General features: G+C 68.3%; 25 protein-coding genes. 10 read left to right on the forward strand and 15 right to left on the reverse strand.

Annotation, left to right across the window (positions count from 1 at the left end; translation table 11 throughout):
* The first annotated feature begins 26 nt into the window (after positions 1-26).
* A complete protein-coding gene (locus tag ACWF7A_RS36975; RefSeq protein ID WP_452255149.1) occupies positions 27-407 on the forward strand; it encodes a VOC family protein in 381 nt (126 codons plus the stop codon).
* Here the strand turns inward: ACWF7A_RS36975 and ACWF7A_RS36980 are convergent.
* From ACWF7A_RS36980 to ACWF7A_RS37000, 5 genes are all read right to left on the reverse strand, one after another.
* Positions 404-739: an MmcQ/YjbR family DNA-binding protein gene (locus ACWF7A_RS36980; protein ID WP_452255150.1), complete on the reverse strand. Its 336-nt coding sequence runs from the start codon at positions 737-739 to the stop codon at positions 404-406. The genes ACWF7A_RS36975 and ACWF7A_RS36980 overlap by 4 nt on opposite strands.
* A gap of 23 nt (positions 740-762) precedes the next feature.
* The gene (locus ACWF7A_RS36985; protein WP_452255151.1) at positions 763-1,167 is read right to left on the reverse strand and encodes a MarR family winged helix-turn-helix transcriptional regulator; all 405 of its coding nucleotides are present in this window, start codon (positions 1,165-1,167) and stop codon (positions 763-765) included.
* Between the two features lie 217 nt (positions 1,168-1,384).
* Positions 1,385-2,065, reverse strand: coding sequence for a DUF6193 family natural product biosynthesis protein (locus ACWF7A_RS36990; protein WP_452255152.1), 681 nt, complete (start codon positions 2,063-2,065; stop codon positions 1,385-1,387).
* Positions 2,066-2,095: 30 nt separating this feature from the next.
* Positions 2,096-4,258: an excinuclease ABC subunit UvrB gene (uvrB, locus tag ACWF7A_RS36995; RefSeq protein ID WP_452255153.1), complete on the reverse strand. Its 2,163-nt coding sequence runs from the start codon at positions 4,256-4,258 to the stop codon at positions 2,096-2,098.
* Positions 4,259-4,313: 55 nt separating this feature from the next.
* On the reverse strand, positions 4,314-5,417 hold the full coding sequence (locus ACWF7A_RS37000; protein WP_452255154.1) for a DUF5685 family protein: 1,104 nt from the start codon (positions 5,415-5,417) through the stop codon (positions 4,314-4,316).
* 14 nt (positions 5,418-5,431) lie between these two features.
* Here ACWF7A_RS37000 and ACWF7A_RS37005 point away from each other — a divergent pair, with 14 nt between their 5' ends.
* A complete protein-coding gene (locus tag ACWF7A_RS37005) occupies positions 5,432-5,977 on the forward strand; it encodes a DUF402 domain-containing protein (RefSeq protein ID WP_452255155.1) in 546 nt (181 codons plus the stop codon).
* Positions 5,978-6,242: 265 nt separating this feature from the next.
* Complete coding sequence (locus ACWF7A_RS37010; protein ID WP_266041765.1) at positions 6,243-6,584, forward strand: hypothetical protein; 342 nt, start codon at positions 6,243-6,245, stop codon at positions 6,582-6,584.
* On the opposite strand, the gene coaE is transcribed toward ACWF7A_RS37010, so the two are convergent.
* The 3 genes from coaE to rpsA form a co-directional block, all read right to left on the reverse strand.
* A complete protein-coding gene (gene coaE, locus ACWF7A_RS37015; protein ID WP_452255156.1) occupies positions 6,560-7,708 on the reverse strand; it encodes a dephospho-CoA kinase in 1,149 nt (382 codons plus the stop codon). The genes ACWF7A_RS37010 and coaE overlap by 25 nt on opposite strands.
* Before the next feature lie 10 nt (positions 7,709-7,718).
* Complete coding sequence (locus ACWF7A_RS37020) at positions 7,719-8,336, reverse strand: hypothetical protein (RefSeq protein ID WP_452255157.1); 618 nt, start codon at positions 8,334-8,336, stop codon at positions 7,719-7,721.
* A gap of 626 nt (positions 8,337-8,962) precedes the next feature.
* A complete protein-coding gene (rpsA, locus tag ACWF7A_RS37025; RefSeq protein ID WP_319977070.1) occupies positions 8,963-10,453 on the reverse strand; it encodes a 30S ribosomal protein S1 in 1,491 nt (496 codons plus the stop codon).
* 178 nt (positions 10,454-10,631) lie between these two features.
* Here rpsA and ACWF7A_RS37030 point away from each other — a divergent pair, with 178 nt between their 5' ends.
* The 6 genes from ACWF7A_RS37030 (at position 10,632) to ACWF7A_RS37055 (ending at position 16,137) form a co-directional block, all read left to right on the forward strand.
* Positions 10,632-11,465 carry a class I SAM-dependent methyltransferase gene (locus ACWF7A_RS37030; RefSeq protein WP_452255158.1) on the forward strand — a complete coding sequence of 278 codons (834 nt, stop codon included), beginning with the start codon at positions 10,632-10,634 and terminating at the stop codon, positions 11,463-11,465.
* An 11-nt stretch (positions 11,466-11,476) separates the two neighbouring features.
* On the forward strand, positions 11,477-12,397 hold the full coding sequence (locus ACWF7A_RS37035) for an N-acetyltransferase family protein (RefSeq protein WP_452255159.1): 921 nt from the start codon (positions 11,477-11,479) through the stop codon (positions 12,395-12,397).
* Between the two features lie 78 nt (positions 12,398-12,475).
* Positions 12,476-13,105: an ATP-binding cassette domain-containing protein gene (locus ACWF7A_RS37040; RefSeq protein ID WP_452255160.1), complete on the forward strand. Its 630-nt coding sequence runs from the start codon at positions 12,476-12,478 to the stop codon at positions 13,103-13,105.
* Positions 13,102-15,018 (forward strand): YhgE/Pip family protein, encoded by a 1,917-nt coding sequence (locus tag ACWF7A_RS37045; RefSeq protein ID WP_452255161.1) that lies wholly within the window; start codon positions 13,102-13,104, stop codon positions 15,016-15,018. Before ACWF7A_RS37040 ends, ACWF7A_RS37045 begins: the two co-directional genes overlap by 4 nt.
* Positions 15,015-15,596, forward strand: coding sequence for a TetR/AcrR family transcriptional regulator (locus ACWF7A_RS37050; protein ID WP_452255162.1), 582 nt, complete (start codon positions 15,015-15,017; stop codon positions 15,594-15,596). The genes ACWF7A_RS37045 and ACWF7A_RS37050 overlap by 4 nt, the downstream gene beginning before the upstream one ends.
* Positions 15,597-15,669: 73 nt before the next feature.
* Positions 15,670-16,137, forward strand: a complete 468-nt coding sequence (locus tag ACWF7A_RS37055; RefSeq protein WP_452255163.1) for a hypothetical protein — start codon at positions 15,670-15,672, stop codon at positions 16,135-16,137.
* A 10-nt stretch (positions 16,138-16,147) separates the two neighbouring features.
* On the opposite strand, the gene ACWF7A_RS37060 is transcribed toward ACWF7A_RS37055, so the two are convergent.
* From ACWF7A_RS37060 to ACWF7A_RS37085, 6 genes are all read right to left on the reverse strand, one after another.
* Positions 16,148-16,660, reverse strand: coding sequence for a hypothetical protein (locus tag ACWF7A_RS37060; RefSeq protein ID WP_452255164.1), 513 nt, complete (start codon positions 16,658-16,660; stop codon positions 16,148-16,150).
* The gene (locus tag ACWF7A_RS37065; RefSeq protein WP_452255165.1) at positions 16,657-17,229 is read right to left on the reverse strand and encodes an AAA family ATPase; all 573 of its coding nucleotides are present in this window, start codon (positions 17,227-17,229) and stop codon (positions 16,657-16,659) included. Before ACWF7A_RS37065 ends, ACWF7A_RS37060 begins: the two co-directional genes overlap by 4 nt.
* An 86-nt stretch (positions 17,230-17,315) precedes the next feature.
* Positions 17,316-17,519: a cold-shock protein gene (locus tag ACWF7A_RS37070; RefSeq protein ID WP_030476842.1), complete on the reverse strand. Its 204-nt coding sequence runs from the start codon at positions 17,517-17,519 to the stop codon at positions 17,316-17,318.
* 170 nt (positions 17,520-17,689) lie between these two features.
* On the reverse strand, positions 17,690-18,205 hold the full coding sequence (locus ACWF7A_RS37075; protein ID WP_452255166.1) for a hypothetical protein: 516 nt from the start codon (positions 18,203-18,205) through the stop codon (positions 17,690-17,692).
* Between the two features lie 37 nt (positions 18,206-18,242).
* Complete coding sequence (locus tag ACWF7A_RS37080; protein WP_452255167.1) at positions 18,243-19,289, reverse strand: Gfo/Idh/MocA family protein; 1,047 nt, start codon at positions 19,287-19,289, stop codon at positions 18,243-18,245.
* A gap of 177 nt (positions 19,290-19,466) precedes the next feature.
* Positions 19,467-20,732: a Gfo/Idh/MocA family protein gene (locus ACWF7A_RS37085; protein ID WP_452255168.1), complete on the reverse strand. Its 1,266-nt coding sequence runs from the start codon at positions 20,730-20,732 to the stop codon at positions 19,467-19,469.
* Positions 20,733-20,795: 63 nt separating this feature from the next.
* Here ACWF7A_RS37085 and ACWF7A_RS37090 point away from each other — a divergent pair, with 63 nt between their 5' ends.
* Positions 20,796-21,722, forward strand: a complete 927-nt coding sequence (locus tag ACWF7A_RS37090; RefSeq protein ID WP_452255169.1) for a nucleoside hydrolase — start codon at positions 20,796-20,798, stop codon at positions 21,720-21,722.
* Between the two features lie 36 nt (positions 21,723-21,758).
* Here ACWF7A_RS37090 and ACWF7A_RS37095 read toward each other — a convergent pair whose 3' ends face one another.
* Entirely contained in the window at positions 21,759-23,231 is a 1,473-nt protein-coding gene (locus tag ACWF7A_RS37095) for a hypothetical protein (RefSeq protein WP_452255170.1), read from the reverse strand.
* Positions 23,232-23,282 lie beyond the last annotated feature (51 nt).

The following is a 23,282-nucleotide window of genomic DNA, read 5'->3' on the forward strand; positions in this document are numbered from 1 at the left end:
CACTGTCCGGAGTAGCGTGCCGTGTCATGTCACGTCCTGTGCACTTCGAGATCCACGCCGCAGATCCCGAGCGGGCGCGGAACTTCTACTCGTCCGTCTTCGGCTGGAAGATCGAACAGTGGGGCGACATCCCCTACTGGACCATCGTCACCGGCGACGACGACCAGCCGGGCGTCAACGGCGGCCTGCTTCCCCGCCGCGGCCCCGACCCGGACCCGGACGCACCGGTCCACGGTTACGTCATGACGATCAGCGTGGTAGACATCGACGTCGCCATCGCGGCCATCGAGGTCAACGGCGGCACCGTCGCACTGCCCAAGGACAAGATGCCGGGCGTGGGCCTGCTCGCCTACTACAAGGACACCGAGAACAACATCTTCGGCATCATCCAGCCCGAAGAACGCTAGACAGCAGGCCGTTTCCCCTTGGGCAGCCGGGCGACGACGGCCTCGTACGAGCCGTCGACGAGCTCCAGCAGGTCGTCGTCCGGCACGGCTCCCTTGAGCGCGACGGTGTTCCACCCGTACCGGCCGATGTAGCCGCTCACCGTGACGTCACCGGGAAAGCGCTCTCGCCACACCGCGGCGGCCTCGGCATCGGTGCCGCACTTCAGGCCGACGGTGTGCACGTCGAGGCCGATGAAGGCGAACGCCTTCCCGCCGACCTTGCACACCAGCTCGGCCTCGCCCCACGGATACGTCTCCTCCGCACCGGGCTTGCCGGCGCAGTAGACGATCAACTCATCAAGTGTCACAACAAAAACTAGCGTGCGCCGAACACAGCGACAAAACGGGTGAGCAGCCGGGCGAACTCCACCCGCTCCTCCTCGTTCCAGTCCGCCATCGCTACGGCGCAAGCACTCTGCCGAGCCCTGTGCAGCTCAGCGGACGTCGCCCGCCCACGAGGCGTCCGCACGAGCAACACCCGGCGCCCGTCGGCCTTGTCGGCCACCCTGGCGACCAGCCCGGCGTCGACGGCGCTGGTGACGAGCTTGCTCGCCCGAGGCTGGTCGACGTGCAAAGCCAAGGCAACACTGGAAACCGTGGCCTGGGCCCCAGTCCGCTCAGCCGTCTCCACGACGTCGAGCACGTCGAAGGCCGGAACAGCCAACTCGGCCAGTGCCCTACGAGACTGACTGCGCCGCACAGCGATCAGAGCCTGCTCCACCGCGGCAAGGTGGGAGTCCACATCCACCCCAGAGATCATGGCGGCCCGCGGCCCTGACGAAAGCAGTCCGCGCACATCTCACCCCAGAGGGCGATTTACGGCGGGCGCGCAAATCGTTATACGGCCCCAGGACTACGCACCGCACACGTCGATCTAACTCACCGCGACGCGATCCGCCCCACATCCACAATGGACGAAGCCAACCGCGTGCTCCACGTCAGCCCGGAGACGTGAGCTCCTCGGGCGAGAGCACACCGAGCCGTTCCAACTCGGCCACGCACACCCGCACCGCGTCGGCGGCGTCGTACTCGACGTCAACACGGTCCGGGTAACGAACCTCGGTCACCGAGAATCGTCCACCGCCGAGCGCACGAACCCAGGGGCCGCCCATGCGATACGCCGTCGGGGCGACCTTGAACGACATCCACCAGTGCGACATGAACGGGTACAGCGGCCGCAGCCGAGGCTCCCGCATCACCGACGCGACGAACTCCCCCAGGCCGTTCATGTTGATCGCACGGCACTGCTGCCACCTGAGCTCGACCTCGTCGCCGCTCTCCAAGGCGTCGGCCACGGCGACGAAATCAGCGGACGGCCACGTGACGGCCAACTCCCGCGCGGTGGCCCCGCCGAGCCACATCGCCACCCAGCCCGTGAACTCGGCCAGGTCGGTCGTGGTCACGCGGCTCAACCACACCCCGCGCAGCCGGTGCTTCACGCTGAACTCGCGCTCGCGGCGCAGCAGACTCACGTCCACGGACCGGTCGCCTTGGGCCACGGTGGCGTTGTAGCAGCCTGGAAACACCTCCACCTCGACCACGCCACCGGGACACGCCCCTCGGAGCACGATCTCGAGACCACCCGCGTCGGCCACGTCCTGGTACGGCGATCTCCCCATGCCGTCCAAGCTACGTGTCTAAGCCAGCTGTCATTTGACCCCCGCCGCGTCCATGCCCCTGAGCTCCTTCTTCAGGTCCTGGATCTCGTCGCGCAGCCGAGCCGCCAGCTCGAACTGCAGATCGCGGGCCGCGTTCATCATCTGGTCCGTCAGCGACTGCACCAGGTCCGCCAGCTCCGACCGGGCCATCCCTGCCCGCTCGTGCGACGCGACCACACCCGAGGAGCGGCCACCTTCACCGGTGGCGCGCTTGCCCCGGGACTGGTTCCGGCCGGACCCGCCGACCGGGACCTCGTCCTCGATCTCGGAGTAGACCGCCTCGAGGATGTCCGTGATCTTCTTCCGCAGCGGCTGCGGGTCGATGCCGCGTTCGGTGTTGTAGGCGACCTGCTTCTCGCGGCGCCGGTTGGTCTCCTCGATCGCGTGCCGCATCGAGTCGGTGATCCGGTCCGCGTACATGTGGACCTCACCGGACACGTTGCGCGCGGCACGGCCGATCGTCTGCACCAGCGACGTACCCGAGCGCAGGAACCCTTCCTTGTCCGCGTCGAGGATCGCCACCAGTGACACCTCGGGGAGGTCGAGACCCTCGCGCAGCAGGTTGATGCCGATCAGCACGTCGAACTCGCCGAGCCGGAGCTGCCGCAGCAGCTCGACGCGGCGCAGGGTGTCGACCTCGGAGTGCAGGTACCGGACCCGGATCCCCAGCTCCAGCAGGTAGTCCGTCAGGTCCTCGGCCATCTTCTTGGTCAGCGTGGTCACGAGCACCCGCTCGTCGCGCTCGGCCCGCTCGCGGATCGAGTGCACCAGGTCGTCGATCTGGCCCTCCGTCGGCTTCACGACGACCTCGGGGTCGACGAGGCCGGTCGGGCGGATGACCTGCTCGACGAACTCACCGCCGGACTGGCCCATCTCGTACGGGCCCGGGGTCGCCGACAGGTACACGACCTGGCCGATCCGGTCGGCGAACTCCTCCCACGTCAGCGGGCGGTTGTCGAGCGCCGAGGGCAGGCGGAAGCCGTGCTCCACGAGGTTGCGCTTGCGGGAGGCGTCGCCCTCGTACATGCCGCCGATCTGCGGCACCGTCACGTGCGACTCGTCGATGACCATCAGGAAGTCGTCGGGGAAGTAGTCGAGCAGCGTCGCCGGGGCGGTGCCGGCACCACGCCCGTCGATGTGGCGCGAGTAGTTCTCGATGCCGTTGCAGAACCCGACCTGCTTCATCATCTCCAGGTCGTACTGCGTGCGCATGCGCAGGCGCTGGGCCTCGAGCAGCTTGCCCTGGCGCTCCATCTGGGCGAGCGTCGTCTCCAGCTCGGCCTCGATGTCGCGGATCGCGCGCTCCATGCGCTCCGGGCCCGCCACGTAGTGCGTCGCGGGGAAGATCCGCAGCTCGGAGACCTCCTTCACCACGTCACCGGTGAGGGGGTGCAGGTAGTAGAGCTTGTCGATCTCGTCGCCGAAGAACTCGACGCGGACCGCGAGCTCCTCGTAGGAAGGGATGATCTCGACCGTGTCGCCCCGCACGCGGAACGAGCCGCGGGTGAACGACATGTCGTTGCGGGTGTACTGGACGTCGACCAGCAGGCGCAGGAACGCGTCGCGGTCGACCTCCACGCCCGTCTCCAGAGGGATCGAGCGGTCGAGGTACGACTGGGGCGTGCCCAGGCCGTAGATGCACGACACCGACGCGACCACGATGACGTCGCGCCGGGTCAGCAGCGACATCGTGGCCGAGTGGCGCAGGCGCTCCACGTCCTCGTTGATCGAGGAGTCCTTCTCGATGTACGTGTCCGTCTGCGGGATGTACGCCTCGGGCTGGTAGTAGTCGTAGTAGCTGACGAAGTACTCCACCGCGTTGTGCGGGAAGAGCTCCTTCAGCTCGTTCGCCAGCTGCGCCGCCAGAGTCTTGTTCGGCGCCATCACCAGCGTGGGGCGCTGCAGCTTCTCGACCAGCCACGCCGTCGTCGCCGACTTGCCGGTACCCGTGGCACCCAGCAGCACCACGTCGCGCTCGCCACCGCGCACGCGGCGTTCGAGGTCGGCGATCGCAGCCGGCTGGTCACCCGCCGGCTGGTACTCGCTGACCACGCGGAACTGCCCGTCGGTGCGGACGATGTCGCCGACGGGACGGTGCTCGGAGTGCGCCTTGACGGTGCTTTCCTCTGGCGGGAGCTCGGTTGCGAAAGCCACGGGAAGCACGTTACGCCGGAGGTCTGACAATTTCCGATTGAGCCTGGTCAGAGGCCTAATCGCACGGACAGCAGTTGCAGTCGCAGTCGCAGTTCGGGCCGCAGTCGCCGCCGTCGCACCCGTCGCGCCGCTTGTCGCTCCACGGCCCCGGGAACGGGTCGCGGCAACAGAACTGGCACGTCCCGCACATGTAGAGGAACGCGCCACAGCCCTCGAAACACCCGCGCGGCTGCCGCTGCCAGTTCAGCCTCGGGTAGGCCCACAGGCCGCTGCCGGGGTCGGACCACCGGCGCTTGTCCGGCGGGTACTGGTGGCGCTGGCGCTTGCCGAATACCCGGATGATCGACTCCTCCAGCTCGTGCACCAGCAGCTTGTGCACGAGCCGCGCGTCGGTGAACTCCACCTCGGCGAGCGCCAGCCTGATCCCCGCCACGGCGTCCAGGCACAGCCGGTGCGCCTCCTGGACGGACGTTCCGGTGGCGGTCAGCGGGTTCCACGCCCCCGACGCCGTGTCCTCCTCCAGGTCCTCGGCGGCGTCGATCAGGTGCGCCACCCGCCCGAACAGCCGCCCCACCTCGCGCAACGGCTCCACGTTGCCTGGCCTGCCGGCGATGATCGCGGTCTGCCCGACGGCGAACGCGGTCGCGGTCTCCGTCGGCTCGGTGACCACGAGCACGGAACTGCCCAGCCCGGCGCCCGCCTCCACCTCGGGCTGCCGCCGCACCGCGTCCACCATCACCGACGCGTCGAAGCCGAGGTCCGAGGCCGTTCCGAGGCCCTTGGCGGCCCACCGCTGCGCCACCGCTCGCCCAGCCCACCCCATCCGGCCGGCGAGCCCGTCGCCGTCGTCCACGTGGTCCTGGATCTTCAACGACGCCAGCACCAGCGACACCGACGCCGCGAGCCGCGCCCCGTCCCCGATGGCCACGTCCGCGGACTTCATTCCGCGCAACGCGCACGGCCCGGCGGTCCGCCGCGACACGGAGGACTGCGCCTCCACGGCGGCCGAGATCATCAGCCCGTCGTAGTTCGTGACGAGGCGTGAGAGATGACCGTGCTCGTCGCGCAACGACAGGCACATTCCACAGAGGTGTGAGAGCCACGCGGACCGCAGCTCAGCGCCCATTCTGTTGCGACAGGGGCGGATGATCCCGAACATGCGCGGCATCCTAAGTGGCCGCGGCGTCCAACGATGGCAGTATCGCGGACGTGGCACACATCCATCCGCCGAAGATCGAGTACTTCGACCTGGACGCCAAGAGCAACACCGATCCCAAGGGGCAGCTGAGGAGCGTCGACGAGTTCCGGCTCACGCCGACCGGCCTCTACATGTTCCGGCCGCTCGCCGGGCATCCGAAGATCAGCCACTTCGAGAGCTGGTTCCTGCCCAAGCTCAACATCCGCGTGACGCGCCAGTCCTGGCACCCCGGCCACCAGCTCGACTTCGACTTCTACGTGGACGTCGTCGAGATCAACGCGATCGGCAGCGTCTGGAAAACAACCGATCTGTACCTCGACCTGATAGTCCGAACGGGCCACAGCGTGACTGTTTTGGACACGGACGAGTTGATCTCCGCAGTTCAGCACGAGCTGCTCTCTCCGGAACGCGCACAATGGGCACTGGAAACCACCTACTCGGCGGTGTCCGGCATTTCAGCGCACGGTCACGATGTGGTCAGGTGGCTCACCTATTCGGGTTGCCCCACGGCCTGGCGTTGATACACAGAGCGTGTTCGTCACCTGACCGTGACGTAACAAATCGACCCGGCGTGTAACTGCGAGCACATATTTGACTACGCTCGGCGGCGTGGGAGCGGTCACTACACCTCAGTTGGTCGATGTCGTCGACACCATTTCGGGCGTGCGCTCGTATTCATCGGGTGGCTCTCGGACCCTCAGTTCGTGTTATGTCGAACGGTGGGGTCTGCGAATCGAGCATCCCACTCCGGAAGACCCGTTCTCGGACTCCGAGGTCACCTGGCTGATGCCCGAACTGGGCCTGCGGCTGACCACCTACCGCCCGCGTTCCCGGCACGCGCGCAGCAGCCCGAGCGTGCTGTCCGCGGTGCGGGTCGAGCGCGACCACCGCCACTGGCAGACCACGGACCTGCTGCTCGGTCTGGCCGTCCCCGGCGGCACCACGGCCCGCATCGTGCGCAGCGAGGACTTCGCCGCCGCAGTGGCGGGCCGCGTGCTGCGACCGGGTGACGCCGACCAGGCGCTGCGCACGGTCCACCGCACCCTCGAAGAGCTCAGCAACGTCAACCACAACCTGACGTCGTGGCTGACGTGGCACGGCATCTACGACTCCTGGCCGCCCCTGTAGGCCTCGACGCGACGCACGGCCGCCTCCATCCAGGGATCCTTCGCCTCACCGTAGGCGAACCCGGTGGTATCGGCCGCGAAACGTCGGGACAGTTCCCACTTCAGGTTGGTGTACTCCTCACGAGCCACGGCGTCGTGCCGCAGCCAGTCGCGGAAGTCGATCGCCCACCGCCAGTTCGCCGTGCCTTCGACGCGCAGGTGCAGGTTCACGCGCCGTCCGGGGTCAGCGCCGGCGTGCAGCCGCTTGCTCCAGTCGCCCTCGCCGCGCGGCGTGTCCTCGTACGACCCGAGGTACGGGAACCCGGCCTGCCCCAACGCTTCTCTCAGGCCGTCCGCGGTGTCCATGTCCTCGACGGCGAGCTGGAAGTCGAGCACGTCCTTGGCCGCGAGCCCAGGCACCGCCGTGGACCCGATGTGCTCGACGTGCCGCCCACCGGCCGCCACACTGATCCGCCGGGCAACCCGCAGAGCCTGCGCGGGCCACCGCTCGTCGTAGGGCACCACGACCGGCGACCCGGACGCGTACGACTGCGTCCGCACGTTCTTCTCGAACCCCACCAACCGATCCCACAACGCCGTGACGTCCGGAACCTCACCGGTGTTGTCGAGCCACACGTCCGCAACGGCCCGCCGCTGCTCATCAGTCGCCTGAGCGGCAATGCGCTTCTCAGCGTCCTGCCGATCCATCCCCCGGCTGGTGACGAGCCGCTCCAGCCGAGTGCCGGAGTCCGCGTAGACAACGATCACCAGGTGGTACATCGCCGCCATGTCCCGCTCCACCAACAACGGGATGTCGTGCACGACGATGGCGTCCTCGGGAGCCTCGGCCATCCGCTGCCCGGTGAGCGCGCCGATACGGGGATGCGTGATCCCGTTGAGCGTCTGCCGAGCCTCCTCGCCGGCGAACGCCTTGGCGGCCAACGCGGCCCGGTCCAACGTCCCGTCAGCCTGCAACACGTCCTCACCGAAGGCCTTGACGACCTCCGCGAGCCCTTCACTCCCGGGCTCGAGAACCTCACGCGCGAGCTTGTCCGCATCGATGACGACGGCGCCGCGCTCCACGAGCAACCGCGCGATCGTCGACTTCCCGGACCCGATTCCCCCGGTCAACCCCACCCTGAGCATGCCGGACAGGTTAGACCGGCGGCGTCATCGACTGCACGGCCAGCACCGGCAGGATCGCGATGAGCTTCTCCTTGGGGATGAAGTTGTTCCGGTTGCGCACCACGAACGTCGACTTGCCCAAGGACCCGATCAACAACTGCTCGTCCTTGCCCTCGACCAACGTCCCCTTCTGCTTCCCGACGTCGACCTCGGTGACCTTGGCCCCTTCACCCCGCTCGGCCTCGACACTCTCGTTGACCCGAGTACGAGCCGTCAGATCGTCCGTGTAGGTCGACAACCCGATGACGATCTTGGCGTCCGGAAGCCCCTTCTTCTCGGGAATCCCGTAGTAGCAGTCAATCTTGCCGGTCCGCCCGATCCCGGGCTCCTTGATGCCGACGATGATCCGGGGCTCCCCGGGCAACTCCTGCCCGATCGCCGCGTTCATGACCTCCACGGGCACCACGAGCTCACAGTCGTCCGGCAACGCCCGATCCACCATCACGGGCACCCGCGAGGGAGTGGTGGGAGGCGTGATCTTCGGAATCTGCGGCGGCGGCGCCTGAGTCTGAGGCACGGCAGTCGAGCAGGCAGTGCAGACCGCCAGCACACCCGCGCCCAGTGCGACGAAGAACCAGTTCCCACGCATAGGTTTGTCAACCTACACAACGAGGTTCGGCCTCCACCACAGAGTGAACGGGTGGACCCGGCACACGAAAGAAGCACCGACCAAATGAAGCCAAGGCGAGCCACACACCTTGGTTTGCGCGAAGCCGAAGGCGAGCCGTCTTTCCACAAGGGCTGGGTGGTGGGGTCCCATCACGAGTCGCGCCACAGCTCTTGCTGCATGTCTGAGGGGGTGTCAACTCGACACGCTTTTCGTCGAGTTGACACCCCCTCAGACATGTGGCCCGCTCTTGGCTCGGCTTGTGATGGGACCCCACCGCCACCGCAACTCTCAAAGCAACAGGCAGCCGCTCTAAGCAACAGGCGTGCCATCTACCCACCGGCAGCGCTGGCCCCCTGATCAGATTGCCGGGGTCTGGGGCAGAGCCCCAGGGAAAGCACGCAACGCAACCTGGCCGCCCTCAAGGCGACCACCGTCTTAGCTCGCCCCACACACAGCTCGCCCCACACAGGTCGCCCCACGCAAAGACGACCGCCCGACAAGGTCCGCCCACACAACGGCCAGCCCACCCAAACCAACCGCCAACAACAAAGACCCCCACACCCGAGAACCGGGTGCAGGGGCCTTCGAAGGGTCTAGCCAGCGACTCACATACCGCCGGACAGCTTCTCCCGCAGAGCAGCGAGCTGCTCGTCGGAAGCCAGCGTGCCACCGGACTGAGCCGGCGCGCCGACGGACGCGGAAGGAGCGTCGCCACCGGAGGTGTAGTTGCCCGCACCCTCGGCCGAAGCCTCTTCCTCGGCCTCGGCGGCCTTGCGGATCTGCTTCATGTGGGCCTCGTAACGAGTGTGCGCCTCGGCGTACTGGCGCTCCCACTCCTCACGCTGCTTGTCGAAGCCCTCGCCCCACTCCTGCGACTCCGGGTCGAAGCCTTCGGGGTAGATGTAGTTGCCCTGGTCGTCGTACTCGGCGGCCATGCCGTACTGGGTCGGGTCGAACTCGGTGTCGACCGTGAAGCCCTCGTTGGCCTGCTTGAGCGACAGCGAGATGCGGCGACGGTCGAGGTCGATGTCGATGACCTTGACCATGACGTCGTCGCCGACCTGCACGACCTGCTCCGGGATCTCGACGTGGCGCTCGGCCAGCTCGGAGATGTGCACCAGGCCCTCGATGCCCTCGTCCACGCGGACGAACGCACCGAACGGAACCAGCTTCGTGACCTTGCCCGGCACGATCTGACCGATCGCGTGGGTGCGGGCGAACTGGCGCCACGGGTCTTCCTGCGTGGCCTTCAGCGACAGGGAGACGCGCTCGCGCTCCATGTCGACGTCGAGGACCTCGACGGTGACTTCCTGGCCGACCTCGACAACCTCGGACGGGTGGTCGATGTGCTTCCAGGACAGCTCCGAGACGTGGACGAGACCGTCGACGCCACCCAGGTCCACGAAGGCACCGAAGTTGACGATCGAGGACACGACGCCCTTGCGGACCTGGCCCTTCTGCAGCTGGTTGAGGAACTCGCTGCGGACCTCGGACTGGGTCTGCTCGAGCCACGCGCGGCGGGACAGGACCACGTTGTTGCGGTTCTTGTCCAGCTCGATGATCTTCGCCTCGAGCTCACGGCCGACGTACGGCTGGAGGTCGCGGACGCGACGCATCTCGACGAGCGAGGCGGGGAGGAAGCCGCGGAGGCCGATGTCGAGGATGAGACCACCCTTGACGACCTCGATGACCGTGCCCTTGACGGGCTCGTCCTTCTCCTTGAGGGCCTCGATGGTGCCCCACGCGCGCTCGTACTGGGCGCGCTTCTTGGAGAGGATCAGACGGCCTTCCTTGTCCTCCTTCTGGAGAACAAGCGCCTCGACCTCGTCACCGACCTTGACGACCTCGTTGGGGTCGACGTCGTGCTTGATCGACAGTTCACGCGAGGGGATGACGCCCTCGGTCTTGTAGCCGATGTCGAGCAGGACCTCGTCCCGGTCGACCTTGACGATGGTGCCCTCAACGATGTCGCCGTCGTTGAAGTACTTGATCGTCTTGTCGATAGCTGCGAGGAAGTCCTCCTCCGTCCCGATGTCGTTGATCGCGACCTGCTTGGGAGCAGCGGCAACGGGGGCGGTGGTGGTGTCGGTGGACATTAGGTAGGTGGCTCCGGTACGGATTGGCATCGATGGCTTGGTAGTGGTGCGCGCGCAGCGTCGCAGCGACCTGGAATCCGCGGTTCTGGATCATGGGCAGCACTAACCCACTACGCACGCGATATCGTACGCGGCCGCAAGACGCGCAAGCAAACCAGCCCCCATGTGAAGGAGCAGTGTGTCCAACCAGCACGCGAGCGCGGAACAAGCGCTCGGCACCGCCGGCATCGTCAAGCGGGGTGCGGACGCCGCCGAGTCGAGGGTGGCGAACCGGATCTGGTGGGACGCGGACGCCGACGACTACCACCAGACGCACGGCGACTTCCTGGGCGCGGCGGACTTCGTGTGGTGCCCGGAGGGGCTGCGCGAGGAGGAAGCCCGGTTCCTGGGGGAAATCGCTGGTCAGCGCGTCCTCGAGGTGGGCTGCGGCAGCGCCATGTGCGCCCGCTGGCTCAAGGAGAACAAGGCCGACGTCACGGCCTTCGACATCTCCGAGGGCATGCTCCGGCACGCCCGCCGCACCAACGCCGAGACGGGCATCGACGTGCCGCTCGTGCAGGCCAGCGCCGACCAGCTGCCGTTCCGGGACGACTCGTTCGACGCCGCCTGCTCCGCCTTCGGCGCCGTGCCGTTCGTGGCGGACGTCCAGGAGGTCTTCGGCGAGCTCGCCCGCGTGCTCCGGCCCGGCGCGCCCTGGGTGTTCGCGGTCAACCACCCGATGCGGTGGATCTTCCCCGACGACCCGGGCCCGCTCGGTCTCACCGTCACGCAGTCGTACTTCGACCGCACGCCCTACGTGGAGGTCGACGAGGAGGGCAAGGCGACCTACGTCGAGCACCACCGCACGCTCGGCGACTACGTCCGCGCCCTCACGAACACCGGTTTCGTGGTCGAGGACCTGGTCGAGCCCGAGTGGCCGAAGGGCCACACCCGCAACTGGGGCCAGTGGAGCCCCCTGCGCGGCAAGCTCTTCCCCGGCACCGCGATCTTCCGGACCCGCCTGACGTCGTAATCTCAACGGCCATGACCTCGGCACGCGGACTAGTGGCGGCCCAGTCAGCCCGTTTCGCCTCACTGGACCCGCTGCTCCCGCCCGCCACCGAACCGCCGGCCGACGGCCACGTCCTCACGGCGGCGCTGGCGGACGGCACGCGCGTGGCCGGGGTCGTCAGCCACCAGAGCTTCGAGCCGCACACGACCACGCGGCTGTGGTCGGCGGCGGAGGTGTGGGAGATGCTGCCGCTGGTCGGCGGCTCGCAGGGCATGGACGCGCTGCTCACCCGCTTCCGCCGGCACCTCGACGCGCAGGAGGTCCACGAGGACACGGCGTGCGTCGTGCACTGGCCGAGCCGCGACACGAAGGCCGCACGGGCGTTCCTCGACCACGGGCTCGTGCCGTTGTCCGTGCTCGCCGTGCGCCTGCGCACACCAACGCAGCACGTCTCCCGCACGCTCACGATCCGCCGTGCGACCCCGCACGACCTGGAGACCGTGCTGGAGCTGTCGCTCTCGGAGCTGGAGTACTCCTCCTACGTCGGCTCCACGATCGTGCGCCCGAACGCCGCCGTGGTGAAGCGACGCGCGCTCACAGAACGTCTCAAGAACGCCAGTCCGATCTGGCTCGCCGAACGCGACGGCATCGCGGTGGCGCTCGCCGAGTGCGCGATCGTGTCGTCCGAGCCCGGCACGATGGCGGCCGCACGGCTCCCCCGCGGCCGCTGGGGCTATGTGAACTGCGTCTCCGTGCTCCCCGGCGCCCGCGGCACGGGCATCGGCCAGCAGCTCCTCGCCCACGCCCACCAGGAGCTCCACCGGATGGGCGCGGTCGGCACGTACCTCTACTACAACCCGCCGAACCCGTTGAGCAGCGTGTTCTGGCCGCGTCAGGGCTACCGGCCGCTGTGGACCGTCTGGGAAGTACGCCCCGCCTCCGCCCTTAGGTGACCTATGTCCGAGTTGCCAGCGGCAGAGGTCTGCGGGAGAATTTGTACTGACCGGTCAGTTTAAACGGAGGGTAAAGCCGTGGAGATCCACGCAAGTCGCGCAGGCGTCAACGGGGGCCATGGTCCCCTGGTCCGGCCGACTTCGCTGACCGTGAAGCCCGGCGAGCTGACCCTGGTCGCGGGTGAGCCCGGAGCCGGCCACACGGCTCTCGCCCTCCTCCTCTCCGGTCGTATGAAGCCCTCGACGGGCACGGTGTCCCCGGACGCCAAGACGCTGCGCAAGCGTGTCGTGCTCGTGGACGCTCCCGAGGTGAACGAGCCGGAAGAGGCGCTGACTCTGTCCGCCGTGGTCGGCGAGGAGCTCGCGATGAACGGCATGCCCTCCGGCAAGAAGGCAGTGCACGACTGGTTGGTGGAGCACGCCGCCGATGAGCACGCGGACAAGCGCTTCGAGCACGTTCCGGCGCAGACGCGGTGCGCGGTGATGCTCGACCTGGCCGCCGCACGCCCCGGCGTCACGGTGCTGATCCTCGACTGCCCCGACCGCTACCACCCGAACCCGCGCGAGTGGCTCGCACTGGCCCACGACCACGTGACCCCCGAACGGTCCGTCGTCGTCCTGTGCTCGAACTCCTCCGCCCACATCCTCGACATCCCGCACGCGCGCCTTGGTGAGGACAACGACACCAAGATGGAGATCACCGCATGAGCGCCCTTCGCATGGCCTTCAACGAGATCCGCCGGATCACCTCCGGCAAGCTCCCCAAGCTCGCCGTCCTGGCGCTGGCGCTCGTGCCCCTGCTGTACGCGTCGCTCTACCTGTACGCCAACAAGGACCCGTACGCGAACCTCAACAACGTGCCCGCAGCGCTGGTCGTGAAGGACAAGGGCGCCAAGGACCTCAACGCCGGCAAGGACGTCGCGGACGAGCTGCTCAACGGCAAGAAGTTCAACTGGAAGGTCGTCGACGACGCCGACGAGGGTGTCCGCAAGGGCGACTACATCTTCGCGCTGACGCTGCCGGAGGACTTCTCGGAGGCGCTCACGTCCGCCGAGCAGAACAAGCCGCGCCAGGGCGTACTGACCCTGACGACCAACGACGCCAACAACTACCTCGGCTCCACGATCGCGAACCAGGTCGTGAACGAGGTCCGCAGGGCCGTCACGGCGAAGGTCTCGACCGAGGCTGCGGACAAGCTGCTGCTCGGCTTCTCCACGATCCGCCAGGAGACCACCAAGGCCGCCGACGGCGCGAAGCAGCTCGCGGACGGCAGCGCGACGCTGCGCGACAAGATCGGCGAGCTCGACAGCGGCGTCCAGCAGCTCTCCACGGGCGCGGTGACGGCGGCCGACGGCGCCGCGCAGCTCCGCGACGGCACGCACGAGCTCCGTTCGCAGACCGCACCGCTGCCCGAAGGCGCGAAGAAGATCGCGGACGGCGCGCGCCAGGTCGCCACCGGCAACGAGACGGCCGCGACCCAGGCCGAGGAGTACGCGAAGAAGGCCCAGGCTCTCGTCGGCGTGCTCGACCAGGCCAACGGAGACATCGCGACCCGCTTGCGCGCCTTGGGTTTCACCGAGGAGCAGGTGCAGAACGTGCTGACCACGCTCGGTCAGGTCCGCAAGCCGGTCGACGACGCCAACGGCAAGGTCCAGGGCGCCGCGGGTGATCTCCGCAAGCTCGCGACCGGCGCGGACCAGGTGGCCGACGGCGCCGAGCAGCTCTCGTCGAAGATGCCCGGCCTCGTCTCCGGCATCGTGAGGCTCGACGACGGCGCCACGAAGCTCGCCGACGGCAACGCCCAGCTCCGCGACGGCCTGCAGAAGGCCGCGACGGGCACCCCGCAGCTCAAGGAAGGCGCCACGAAGGTCGCGAGCGGTGCGTCCGAGCTGAGCGCCGGCCTGTCCGGCGGCATCGACAAGATCCCGAACCAGGACGACCCCACACGTGCCGCCATCGCGCAGGCGATCGGTGACCCGGTGGCGGTGCGGGGTCTGTCCCAGACGAAGGCCGCCACGTACGGCGCGGGCCTCGCCCCGTTCTTCCTGGGCCTGGCGACCTGGATCGGCGCGTTCGTGCTCTTCCTGCTGCTGCGTCCGCTCTCACGCCGTGCGCTCGCCGCCGGTCAGTCGGCTCTACGCGTCGCGTTGGGCGGTTGGCTCCCTGGTGCACTGCTCGGCGTCGTGCAGGTGCTCGTGATGTTCACGGTCGTACGGTTCGTGGTCGACATCGAGCCGTCGAACCCCATCGGCACGTTCGGGTTCCTCGTACTGATGTCACTGACGTTCGTGGCGATCCTGCACGCGCTGAACGCCGCGTTCGGCGCAGTCGGCAAGTTCCTCGGGCTGATCCTGCTGATCCTGCAGCTGGTCAGCGCGGGTGGCACGTTCCCGTGGCAGACGATCCCCGTGCCGCTGTACCCGCTGCACTACGGCCTGCCGATGGGCTACGCGGTCGACGGTCTGCGCCACCTCATGTACGGCGGTGACCTGGGCAGCGTCGGAAAGGACGCTTTGATCCTTCTCGCCTGGCTGGTCGGAGCCCTAGCCTTGACGTCCGTGGCGGCCTACAAGCAGCGCGTGTGGACAGCGTCCAAGCTCAAGCCGGAGCTCGTGCTGTGAGCGCCCGGACGACGGCGACCCGGCAGAAGCTCTTCGACGCGGCGTTGAAGCTGGTCGGCGAACGGGGTGCGGCCTCGGTGACGGTCGACGAGATCGCCTCGGAGGCGGGCGTCGCCAAGGGCACGATCTACTACAACTTCGCCTCGAAGGACGCCCTGGTCGAAGCGCTGCTGCACCACGGCGTGGAGATCCTCGCGGGCCGGCTGCGGTCCGCAGAGGGGTCCGAGGACTCGCTGGAGGCGCTGGTCGACGAGATGCTCGGCTTCTGGGCCGAGTACCCGGCGTTCGGCCAGCTCCTCGTCTCGGAGCTGTGGCGCACGCCCGGCCAGTGGCACGGCACGCTCAAGCTGCTGCGCGACGACATCGTGTCGATCGTGCGCGGTCAGATGAAGCGCCTGTCCGACGCGGGCCGCCTGCCCGAGGGGGTCGAGGTCGGCACCGCGTCGGCGGCGTTGTTCGGCACGCTGCTCGTGATCGCGCTGGACTGGCAGGTGTTCCAGCCGGAGCGGTCACGGGCCGAGGTGCGCGAGTCGGTCATGCTGCTGGTGCGCGGAATGCGCTCGACCCGTCAGAGCTGATCGAGCCTCACCGCCCGATCGAGCGACGCGTTTGACCGAGCGGGGCCAAATGCCCGCCGGTACGAACGAAGACATGCCGAAACTGCTGAACATCGCCACCGCCCTGCTCGCGACTCTCGCACTCACGGCGTCCCCCGCGCTGGCCGAGCCGGAACCCGTGCCCGCGAAGGCCACCGCCGACTTCCGGGAGGCGGTGTTCACGCCGGTCGACGGAGTCCTCGACCTGCTGGAGACACCCGACGGCATCAAGGTCACCGGCAAGTTCCAGAAGGGCTTCGCCTCCGACCTGCCGTCGGACTACCAGCTGGTGGTCCTCGACGACGCGGAGGTGGTCCTCGACTTCAGCAAGGACTTCCAGAAGGTCGCCGAGATCGAGGCGGCGGAGGTCGCGGAGTTCGAGTTCGTCACGAAGACCAAGCAGAAGATCGCTGACATCCGCAACGAGGACGTGGTCGTCCGTCAGCTCGTGAACGTGGCCGCCGGCATCAAGGTGCAGGCGGAGATCGGCCGGGCGAAGATCGAGAAGACCGAGGCCAGGTAGGGCCGAGACGTCAGCGGGCGTCCTCGTGATGCAGCGAGGGCGCCCGTCCTTCCAGTCCCCGCTCCACGGCTTCCAGCACCGCACGGCTCGTGCGCTGCATCGCGTCGTGGGCGAAGTGAGCGAGCAACACCTGCTGTGTCGGGTGCGGGAGCACAGGGTCCGGCACCGGTGCGGACGTGTGCACCTCCACCACCGGCGCGCCTTCTGCGAGAAGGTGCCGCACGGCGTTGAGCACGCTCACGCGGTAGTTGGCGTGCACCCACGCGACCAGCAGGTTCACCCGATGGCCGTCGAGCTCGTACTCGACCTCCGTCGCCAGCTTCGCGGGATCGGCCCAGTCGGCCCTGACCCACGTCGGCCGGTGCCCGTGCGAGATCGACGCCCGCGCCGCGCGTCCGGGACCGTCGTCGGCCATCAGCGGCTGCGTGCGCGAGGGCAGCACCACCCGCCACCCGCGGGCCACGAGCTGTCCCGCGCAGCCGGCCAGCATGCCTCTTCCGCCGAGCACCAGTGCGGTTCTCACCGAGCGCGCTCCTCCCCGACCGAGGCGAGCGGACCCGAGAGCCACCGCTCCACCTGCGCCTGCCCACGCAACCGCACGACCACCACGTCGTCGACCAGGGCGAGCACCCTGGCCCGGTTGCGCCGGTAGCTCTTCCAGCCCCATCGCAGGATGTGGCCGGAGTCGGTGAACGCCGACCACAGCGACGGCTCCTGGTTACCGTTCCACAACTCCACCCCTGCCGCGCGACGTCTGATCGTGCGACTCACCAGCCGTCCCATCACGACCGCGAAGCGGTGGTCGAGCCACACCACCGTGTCCGCCCTCGCGAGCAACGCGGGCCGCGCCGCCTTGTACTGGTACTCGGTGACCCAGTGGTCCTCGCGCACGAACGCGGCGACCTCGGTGCGGAACTCCGGGCGCGGGGTCCACCGCGGACCCCAGTAGAGGCTGTCCAGCTCGACCCGGCGCAGGTCGTGCTGCTCGGCTATGCGCAGGCAGAGCGTCGACTTGCCGGATCCGGCGTTGCCTGCGACGAGGACGCGCCGGGGCACGTGCGGCAGCGGGTCGGCTGGTCCGAGCAACGGCATCCGGCCAGGCTAGGGGGCGCGCACACGTCCCGAGAAGGCCGAAGGGCCCCCGGAGAGACTCCGGGGGCCCAACGGATGAAACAACGTCAGAGAGCGGTGACGTTCGTCGCCTGCGGGCCCTTCTGGCCCTGCGTGATGTCGAACGAGACCTTCTGGTTCTCCTCGAGGCTGCGGTAGCCGCCGCCGTTGAGGGCCGAGTAGTGGACGAAGACGTCAGCGCCGCCGTCCTCGGGGGCGATGAAGCCGAAGCCCTTTTCAGCGTTGAACCACTTGACGGTGCCGTTTGCCATGTACTGCTTCTCCTTGATTACTGAAGAGCGAGCCGCACTGTGCGGCCACTCCGTGGTTGGTCATGAGCCTTGCCCCAACCGTGAAGAAGGAGAAGCGCTCGCAACTGAAGTTTGGCGAGCGTGAAAGACACGAACACAAAACTGCAACCAACGAAGGAGTCTACCTCAGATCAGCCGCGTTTGCGCTGAGGTACCGCGAACCGCTGCTGCATGAGCGAGATTCGCAGCACGAGGAAGCACGCGAGACCGGCCGCGCCGATCGCGAGGAGCGTGGAGAGAGTGGAGAACACCACGTAAAGGGGTGTGTCGAGGAGCATCGACTCGAACACGTCACACAGCACCATGGCGAGGAACGCGTACTGCCAGGGCTTGATCAACGGGCTCGCGACGCGCTGCTCGAACGGCTTCTCCCGCTGCGCCGGGTCGCTCGCCTTCCACACCTGCGAGACCGTCCGCACGCCGTGCAGCGCGATCGCCTCGGCGTTGTGCGTGACCCCGCGGAACCACAGGAAGGACGCGACGCCCGCGGGAAGGATCAGCACGATCGCCAGGAAGCTCCACGACGACGAGCCGCCCTGCCAGTCGTTGATCGTGCCCCAGATCGACTCGGCGGCGACCAGCGCGATCAGGCCCATGGTGACGTAACCGGTGACCCGGACGTCCTTCAGGTCGATGTAGGTGTCCAACGCAACTCTCCCCGAACGCGGCGAACTGCGCGGCAGACTACCGCCCGAATCCGCAGCCCAGTTCGGTGAAGGTCGCGATCTTCTCGGCGGCCCTCACGACGACCTCGTCGATGCCGTCGAGCACCACCCGGTCACCGACGCGGCGGGCGGGCAGCAGCGGCACGTCGGCCTTGCCGCACTGCTCGGCGACGGACGTGAACGCCCGCGCGCCGGCCAGCGGCGAGACCAGGGGCTCGCCGGTCCGCCGGTGCCGGATGAGGTTCTCCAGAAGATCTACGGACGGCGCCACGGCCATGCGGTGGTCGTTGACCGTCAGCCTGTCGTCGTCGTACCACCAGACGGCCTGGCCGAGCGTTCCGTGCACCAACACGACCGGTGGCAACGATGTCGTGGCGCAGAGCGTGGTGGCGACCACGACCGGTGGCGCGCCATCGGCTGTGACGCGGACACACGCCGTGTCGTCCGCGGTGATCGTGTCGCGGCACCGGTACAGCTCTAACTCGACAGCGATGTCGGCCCGTTCCTCGACATCGGCGAGCAGCAACGCGTTCTGCAGGGCGTGGGCGAACGGGTTCACGAGCGTCCCGTCCTCGCCCTGGCGCCCGGCCCACTCGGCGCGGTCGTAGTACGAGTCCGTGCGCACCCAACGGCCGGCGGCGCCGATGCCCGTGATGTCGCCCAACGCACCGGAGCCGAGCAACGAGCAGAGCCGCCGATACGAGCCTTTGCCCTGCGTCTGGAACCCGGCCTGGCACACCAGCCCGCGTTTCGCGGCCTCCGCGGAGATCTCGTCGAAGTCGGTCACCGACAGCACGGCCGGTTTCTCGACCAGCACGTCGCAGCCCAGTTCGAACGCCGCGAGCACGAGGTCGCGGTGCGTCGCGGGCGGCGAGGAGATCACGACGACCTCCGGGTGGAGCTCGGCGGCCAGCGACGGCAGGTCCGGGTAGGACGGCACCGGCACGTCGACGTCCGCCACGTCGACCACCCCGACGAAGGTGGCGAGGCCGTCGTGACCCAGCCGCACCAGGTTCTCCACGTGCCGCGCCCCGTGCCCACGAGCGCCGACCAGCGCAACACGCATCGCTCTCACCCTTCTCGGGCGGACTCCACCGCGCCCACCAGCATCAGCCGACGTGCGTCGAATTTCAATGCACCGCGCCAACCAAGACTCGTTTGCGACATCATCCGGGCGACCACGGTCAACGTGGCCACCCGAACGGGCAATGGCGCGGAGAGTGCGGCGACCGCTAAGGGGTCCTCATCGGAGGTCGAGGACGTCGGCGACGCGGACGGCCTCACCCGTCTCGAAGCTGCGGTTGGCGGCGAACCCGGTCAGCAGCGAAAGCACGCCGTCGTAGTGCGTCGCCCTGCGTCCCAGCGGGTCCTCCTGCCCGGCCGGCCCGTACAGCGCGTCGACCATGCGCTGGTCCGCGCCGCCGTGCCCGTCCCGGTCGTACTCCAGCGGGACGTCCTCGCGTTCGGCGAACAGCCGTTGCACGGAGAGCTTCGCCCACCCCTGCTCGGGGTTCGCCGTGGCGCCGTGCACGGACGGGTCCTGACCCGACACCCAGGAGTTCTCGACGACCTCGAGCTCGAGACGGCCCTTGCTGCCGTTGACCATCAAACGGTAGCCCTCCCACGGCGAGTAGGCCGTGAGGTGGTACGTCAGGTTCGCGCCGCTGGCGTAGCGGACGAGCACGGACATGTCGTCCTCAATGGACACACCGGGTTCGAACGGGTTCTGGTCGCGGCGATAGCCGTCCTCGTGCCGTGCGTCGACGTAGAGCTTCTTGAGCCACGCGTTCTGCTCCAGCTTGATGTCGAACCGGTCATCGCGCGCGTAGCCGTGCCGTTCGCCGTTCTCCTCGCCGTAGAAGAACAAACGGCCGTGCGCGTACACGGTTTCCGGCACCGAGCCGACCCACCAGTTGAGCAGGTCGAAGTGATGGGTCGCCTTGTGCACCATGAGACCACCGGAGTTGGCCTTGTCGCGGTGCCAGCGGCGGAAGTAGTCGGCGCCGTGCCGGGTGTCGAGCAGCCACTCGAAGTGCACGGACCCGATCTCACCGACGGCGCCGTCCGCCAGCAGCGCGCGCACCTTCTCGTGGATCGGGTTGTAGCGGTAGTTGAACGTGACCGTGACGGTGCCTTCGTTGCGGTGCACCGCGTCCAGGATCTTGCCGGCCGAGGGGACGTCCGTCGTCATCGGCTTCTCCGTCACGACGTCACATCCGGCGTCCAGCGCCTCGACGATGTACGTGTCGTGGAAACGGTCCACGGTGGTCACCACCACCACGTCGACCCGTTGCTCTTCCAGCATCTTCAGGAAGTCTTCGGCGTCGTACGTCGGCACCGGCTCGACTCCCTGCTCCACGAGCCGTTCGTTGTGGACGTTCATCCTCGTGCGGTTCACGTCGGCGAACGCCACGAGCTCGCAGGTGTCCGCGTGTTCGACCGCGATGGCGTGGACGTGCCGTTCCGCCCGCGACCCCGTGCCGACCACCGCGTATCGCCTGCGTGCCACGATCCGACCTCCCGTGAAAACGTTTTCGGTCGTGTCACGATACGCGAGCGGCAGGATGGGGACATGCCGACTCCTGTGGTGCTCGACTGCGACCCCGGCCACGACGACGCGATCGCGATCCTGCTGGCGGCCGGGTCCCCCGAGATCGACCTGCGCGCGATCACCACCGTGGCCGCGAACCAGACGCTGGACAAGGTCACCGCGAACGCGCAACGGATCTGCTCGGCCGCCGGGATCTCCGTGCCGATCGCCCGCGGGTGCGCACAACCGTTGGTACGGCCGCTGTACGTGGCGGAGGACATCCACGGCGAGTCCGGAATGGACGGTCCGTCGTTCGGTCCGCTGACGGTCGGCGTCGTGCCGGAGCACGCGATCGACGTGATGCACGCCCACATGCCGGCGACGCTGGTGGCGACCGGTGCGCTGACGAACGTGGCGATGTACCTGCGGCGGTACGGACCGTCGGCGGTGCGCGAGATCGTGCTCATGGGTGGGTCCACCGAACGCGGCAACACCACGCCGTACGCGGAGTTCAACATCTACGTCGACCCGGAGGCGGCCGCGATCGTCTTCGGCAGCGGCGTGCCGATCACGATGATCGGGTTGAACGTGACTCACCAGGCGTTGGTGACGCCGGAAGTCGTGGCTCAGTTGAACGCGCTGGGACCGCTCGGGCGGACGTGCGGGGAGCTGATGACGTTCTTCGCGGCGACCTACCGCGAGGTGTTCGGGTTCGCGGCACCGCCGTTGCACGACCCGGTCGCGGTGGCGCGGGTGATCGATCCGACGCTCGTGACCTGCGTCGAGGCGTTCGTGGGGATCGAGACGACAGGCACGTTCACCCGCGGTGCGACGGTCGTGGACCTGCACGGGCGGCTCGGCCGGGAGCCGAACGCGCGGGTGGCCGTCGGGCTCGACGTGGACCGGTTCTTCGACCTGGTCGTCGGAGCCGTGGCCCGGCTCTCGCAGAACGGGGCGGCGACTCGGTGAGTCGCCGCCCCGTTCCCACAGGTCTGGTCTAGGCGCCTAGCCGATCGTCTTGCCGCTCAGGACGGCCCACTGGCTCCAGCCGGCCTTCTCCTTGTAGAAGCGGCGGATCAGCTTGCCGTCCTCGGTGCGGGCGAAGACCTCGACGGTCTTCGTCTGCGCGTGGTACATCGCGGTCGGCGCCTCGGAGGCCTTGGTGGTGCCGAGCTTGGCCCACGCGGTCCAGCCGTTGTCGGTCGCGCGGGAGTGCTCGACGAGGCCGCCCTCACCGAGCTGCACGACGTCGATGGAGCCGGTCGTCGAGTTGAAGACCGCCGACGGCGCGCCGGTCCCCTTGCCGCCCATGGACTTCCAGACGCCCGCCGCGTACTGCTCGACACTGCCGGACTCGGTGCGCACGAAGACCTGGTCGACGGCGACGCTCGGGTCGCTGACGATCTTCTTGTCGCCCTGGTCCGCCCAGGTCGTGCCGTCCCACTTGACGAGCTTGCCGTCGGCGGAACGCGCGTAGACGTCCTTGTCGGCGACGGCCGGGTTGCCCTCGATCTTGCGGTCGCCGACCGGCGCCCACTGGTCCGTGAAGCGGAGCAGCAGACCGTCCGCGCCGCGGGCGAGGACCTCGACGGCCTTGGTCTTGTCGTTCCAGAACAGCGTCGGGTCGCCCGCGACGGCCGTGTCGCCGAGCGCTACCCACTTGCCGTCGACGCGGCGGTAGACCTTGTCGTCCGTGCCGCGCGCGAACACCTCGACGATCTTCGTCTGCGGGTTCATCAGCGCGACCGGGTCGCCGGCGAAGAGCTCGGGGCCGAGCTGCTGCCAGCCGCTCCAGCGACTCGTCTTGTGGAAGTTCGTGATGATCGTGTCGTCCGCGGCGCGCGCGAAGACCTCGAGCTGGCCCATGCCGGTGTTCGAGATCTGCGGGCCGGCGTTGACGACGAGCTTGTCCGTCACCGGCGTCTCGCTGCCGGTGCTGCCGCTGCTGCCGGCCTCGAGGATGTTGTTGTAGCGCAGGGGCACGTACCTGCGGGCGTTGCTGGCGCTCCACACGCGCTGCACGGGCCTGCTGCCGTCCGGCCCGGCCTGCTCGCGCACGATGGGCCGCGTCTTGGCCGCGTCCGCCCAGCCGATGAACAGCGCGACGTGGTTCTCGCGGTCGTTGAGCGCGTCGCCGGGACGGAGGTCCTCCCAGTCGATGCGGTGCGCGACCTGCTCGAGGATGTGCGTGGTGTAGGAGATGCGCAGGCCCCAGGCCATGGAGACGAAGCCGGAGCAGTCGGTGCGGTAGGCGCCGTACTTGTTGCCGAAGCAGTCGCTCTGGCTGTAGGGCACGCGGGCGCTGATCCAGGTCCGCGAGCGCGCCAGGACCTCGCTGCGCGTGATCTTGGAGTTGGCCTCGTACGTCCCGCAGACCACCCCGCCCTCGGCAGCGGCGACCGCGACGTCAGGCATGGCCAGCGTCGAGCCGAACGTGATGGCCGCCGCGGCGACCGCCAACATCCCCCACGATCTCATGCCGGTCACCGTAGCAAGGCGATGTGAAGTTTTGGTCCGGTCGAACGTCCT

This window comes from Lentzea sp. NPDC055074, from assembly GCF_053608005.1.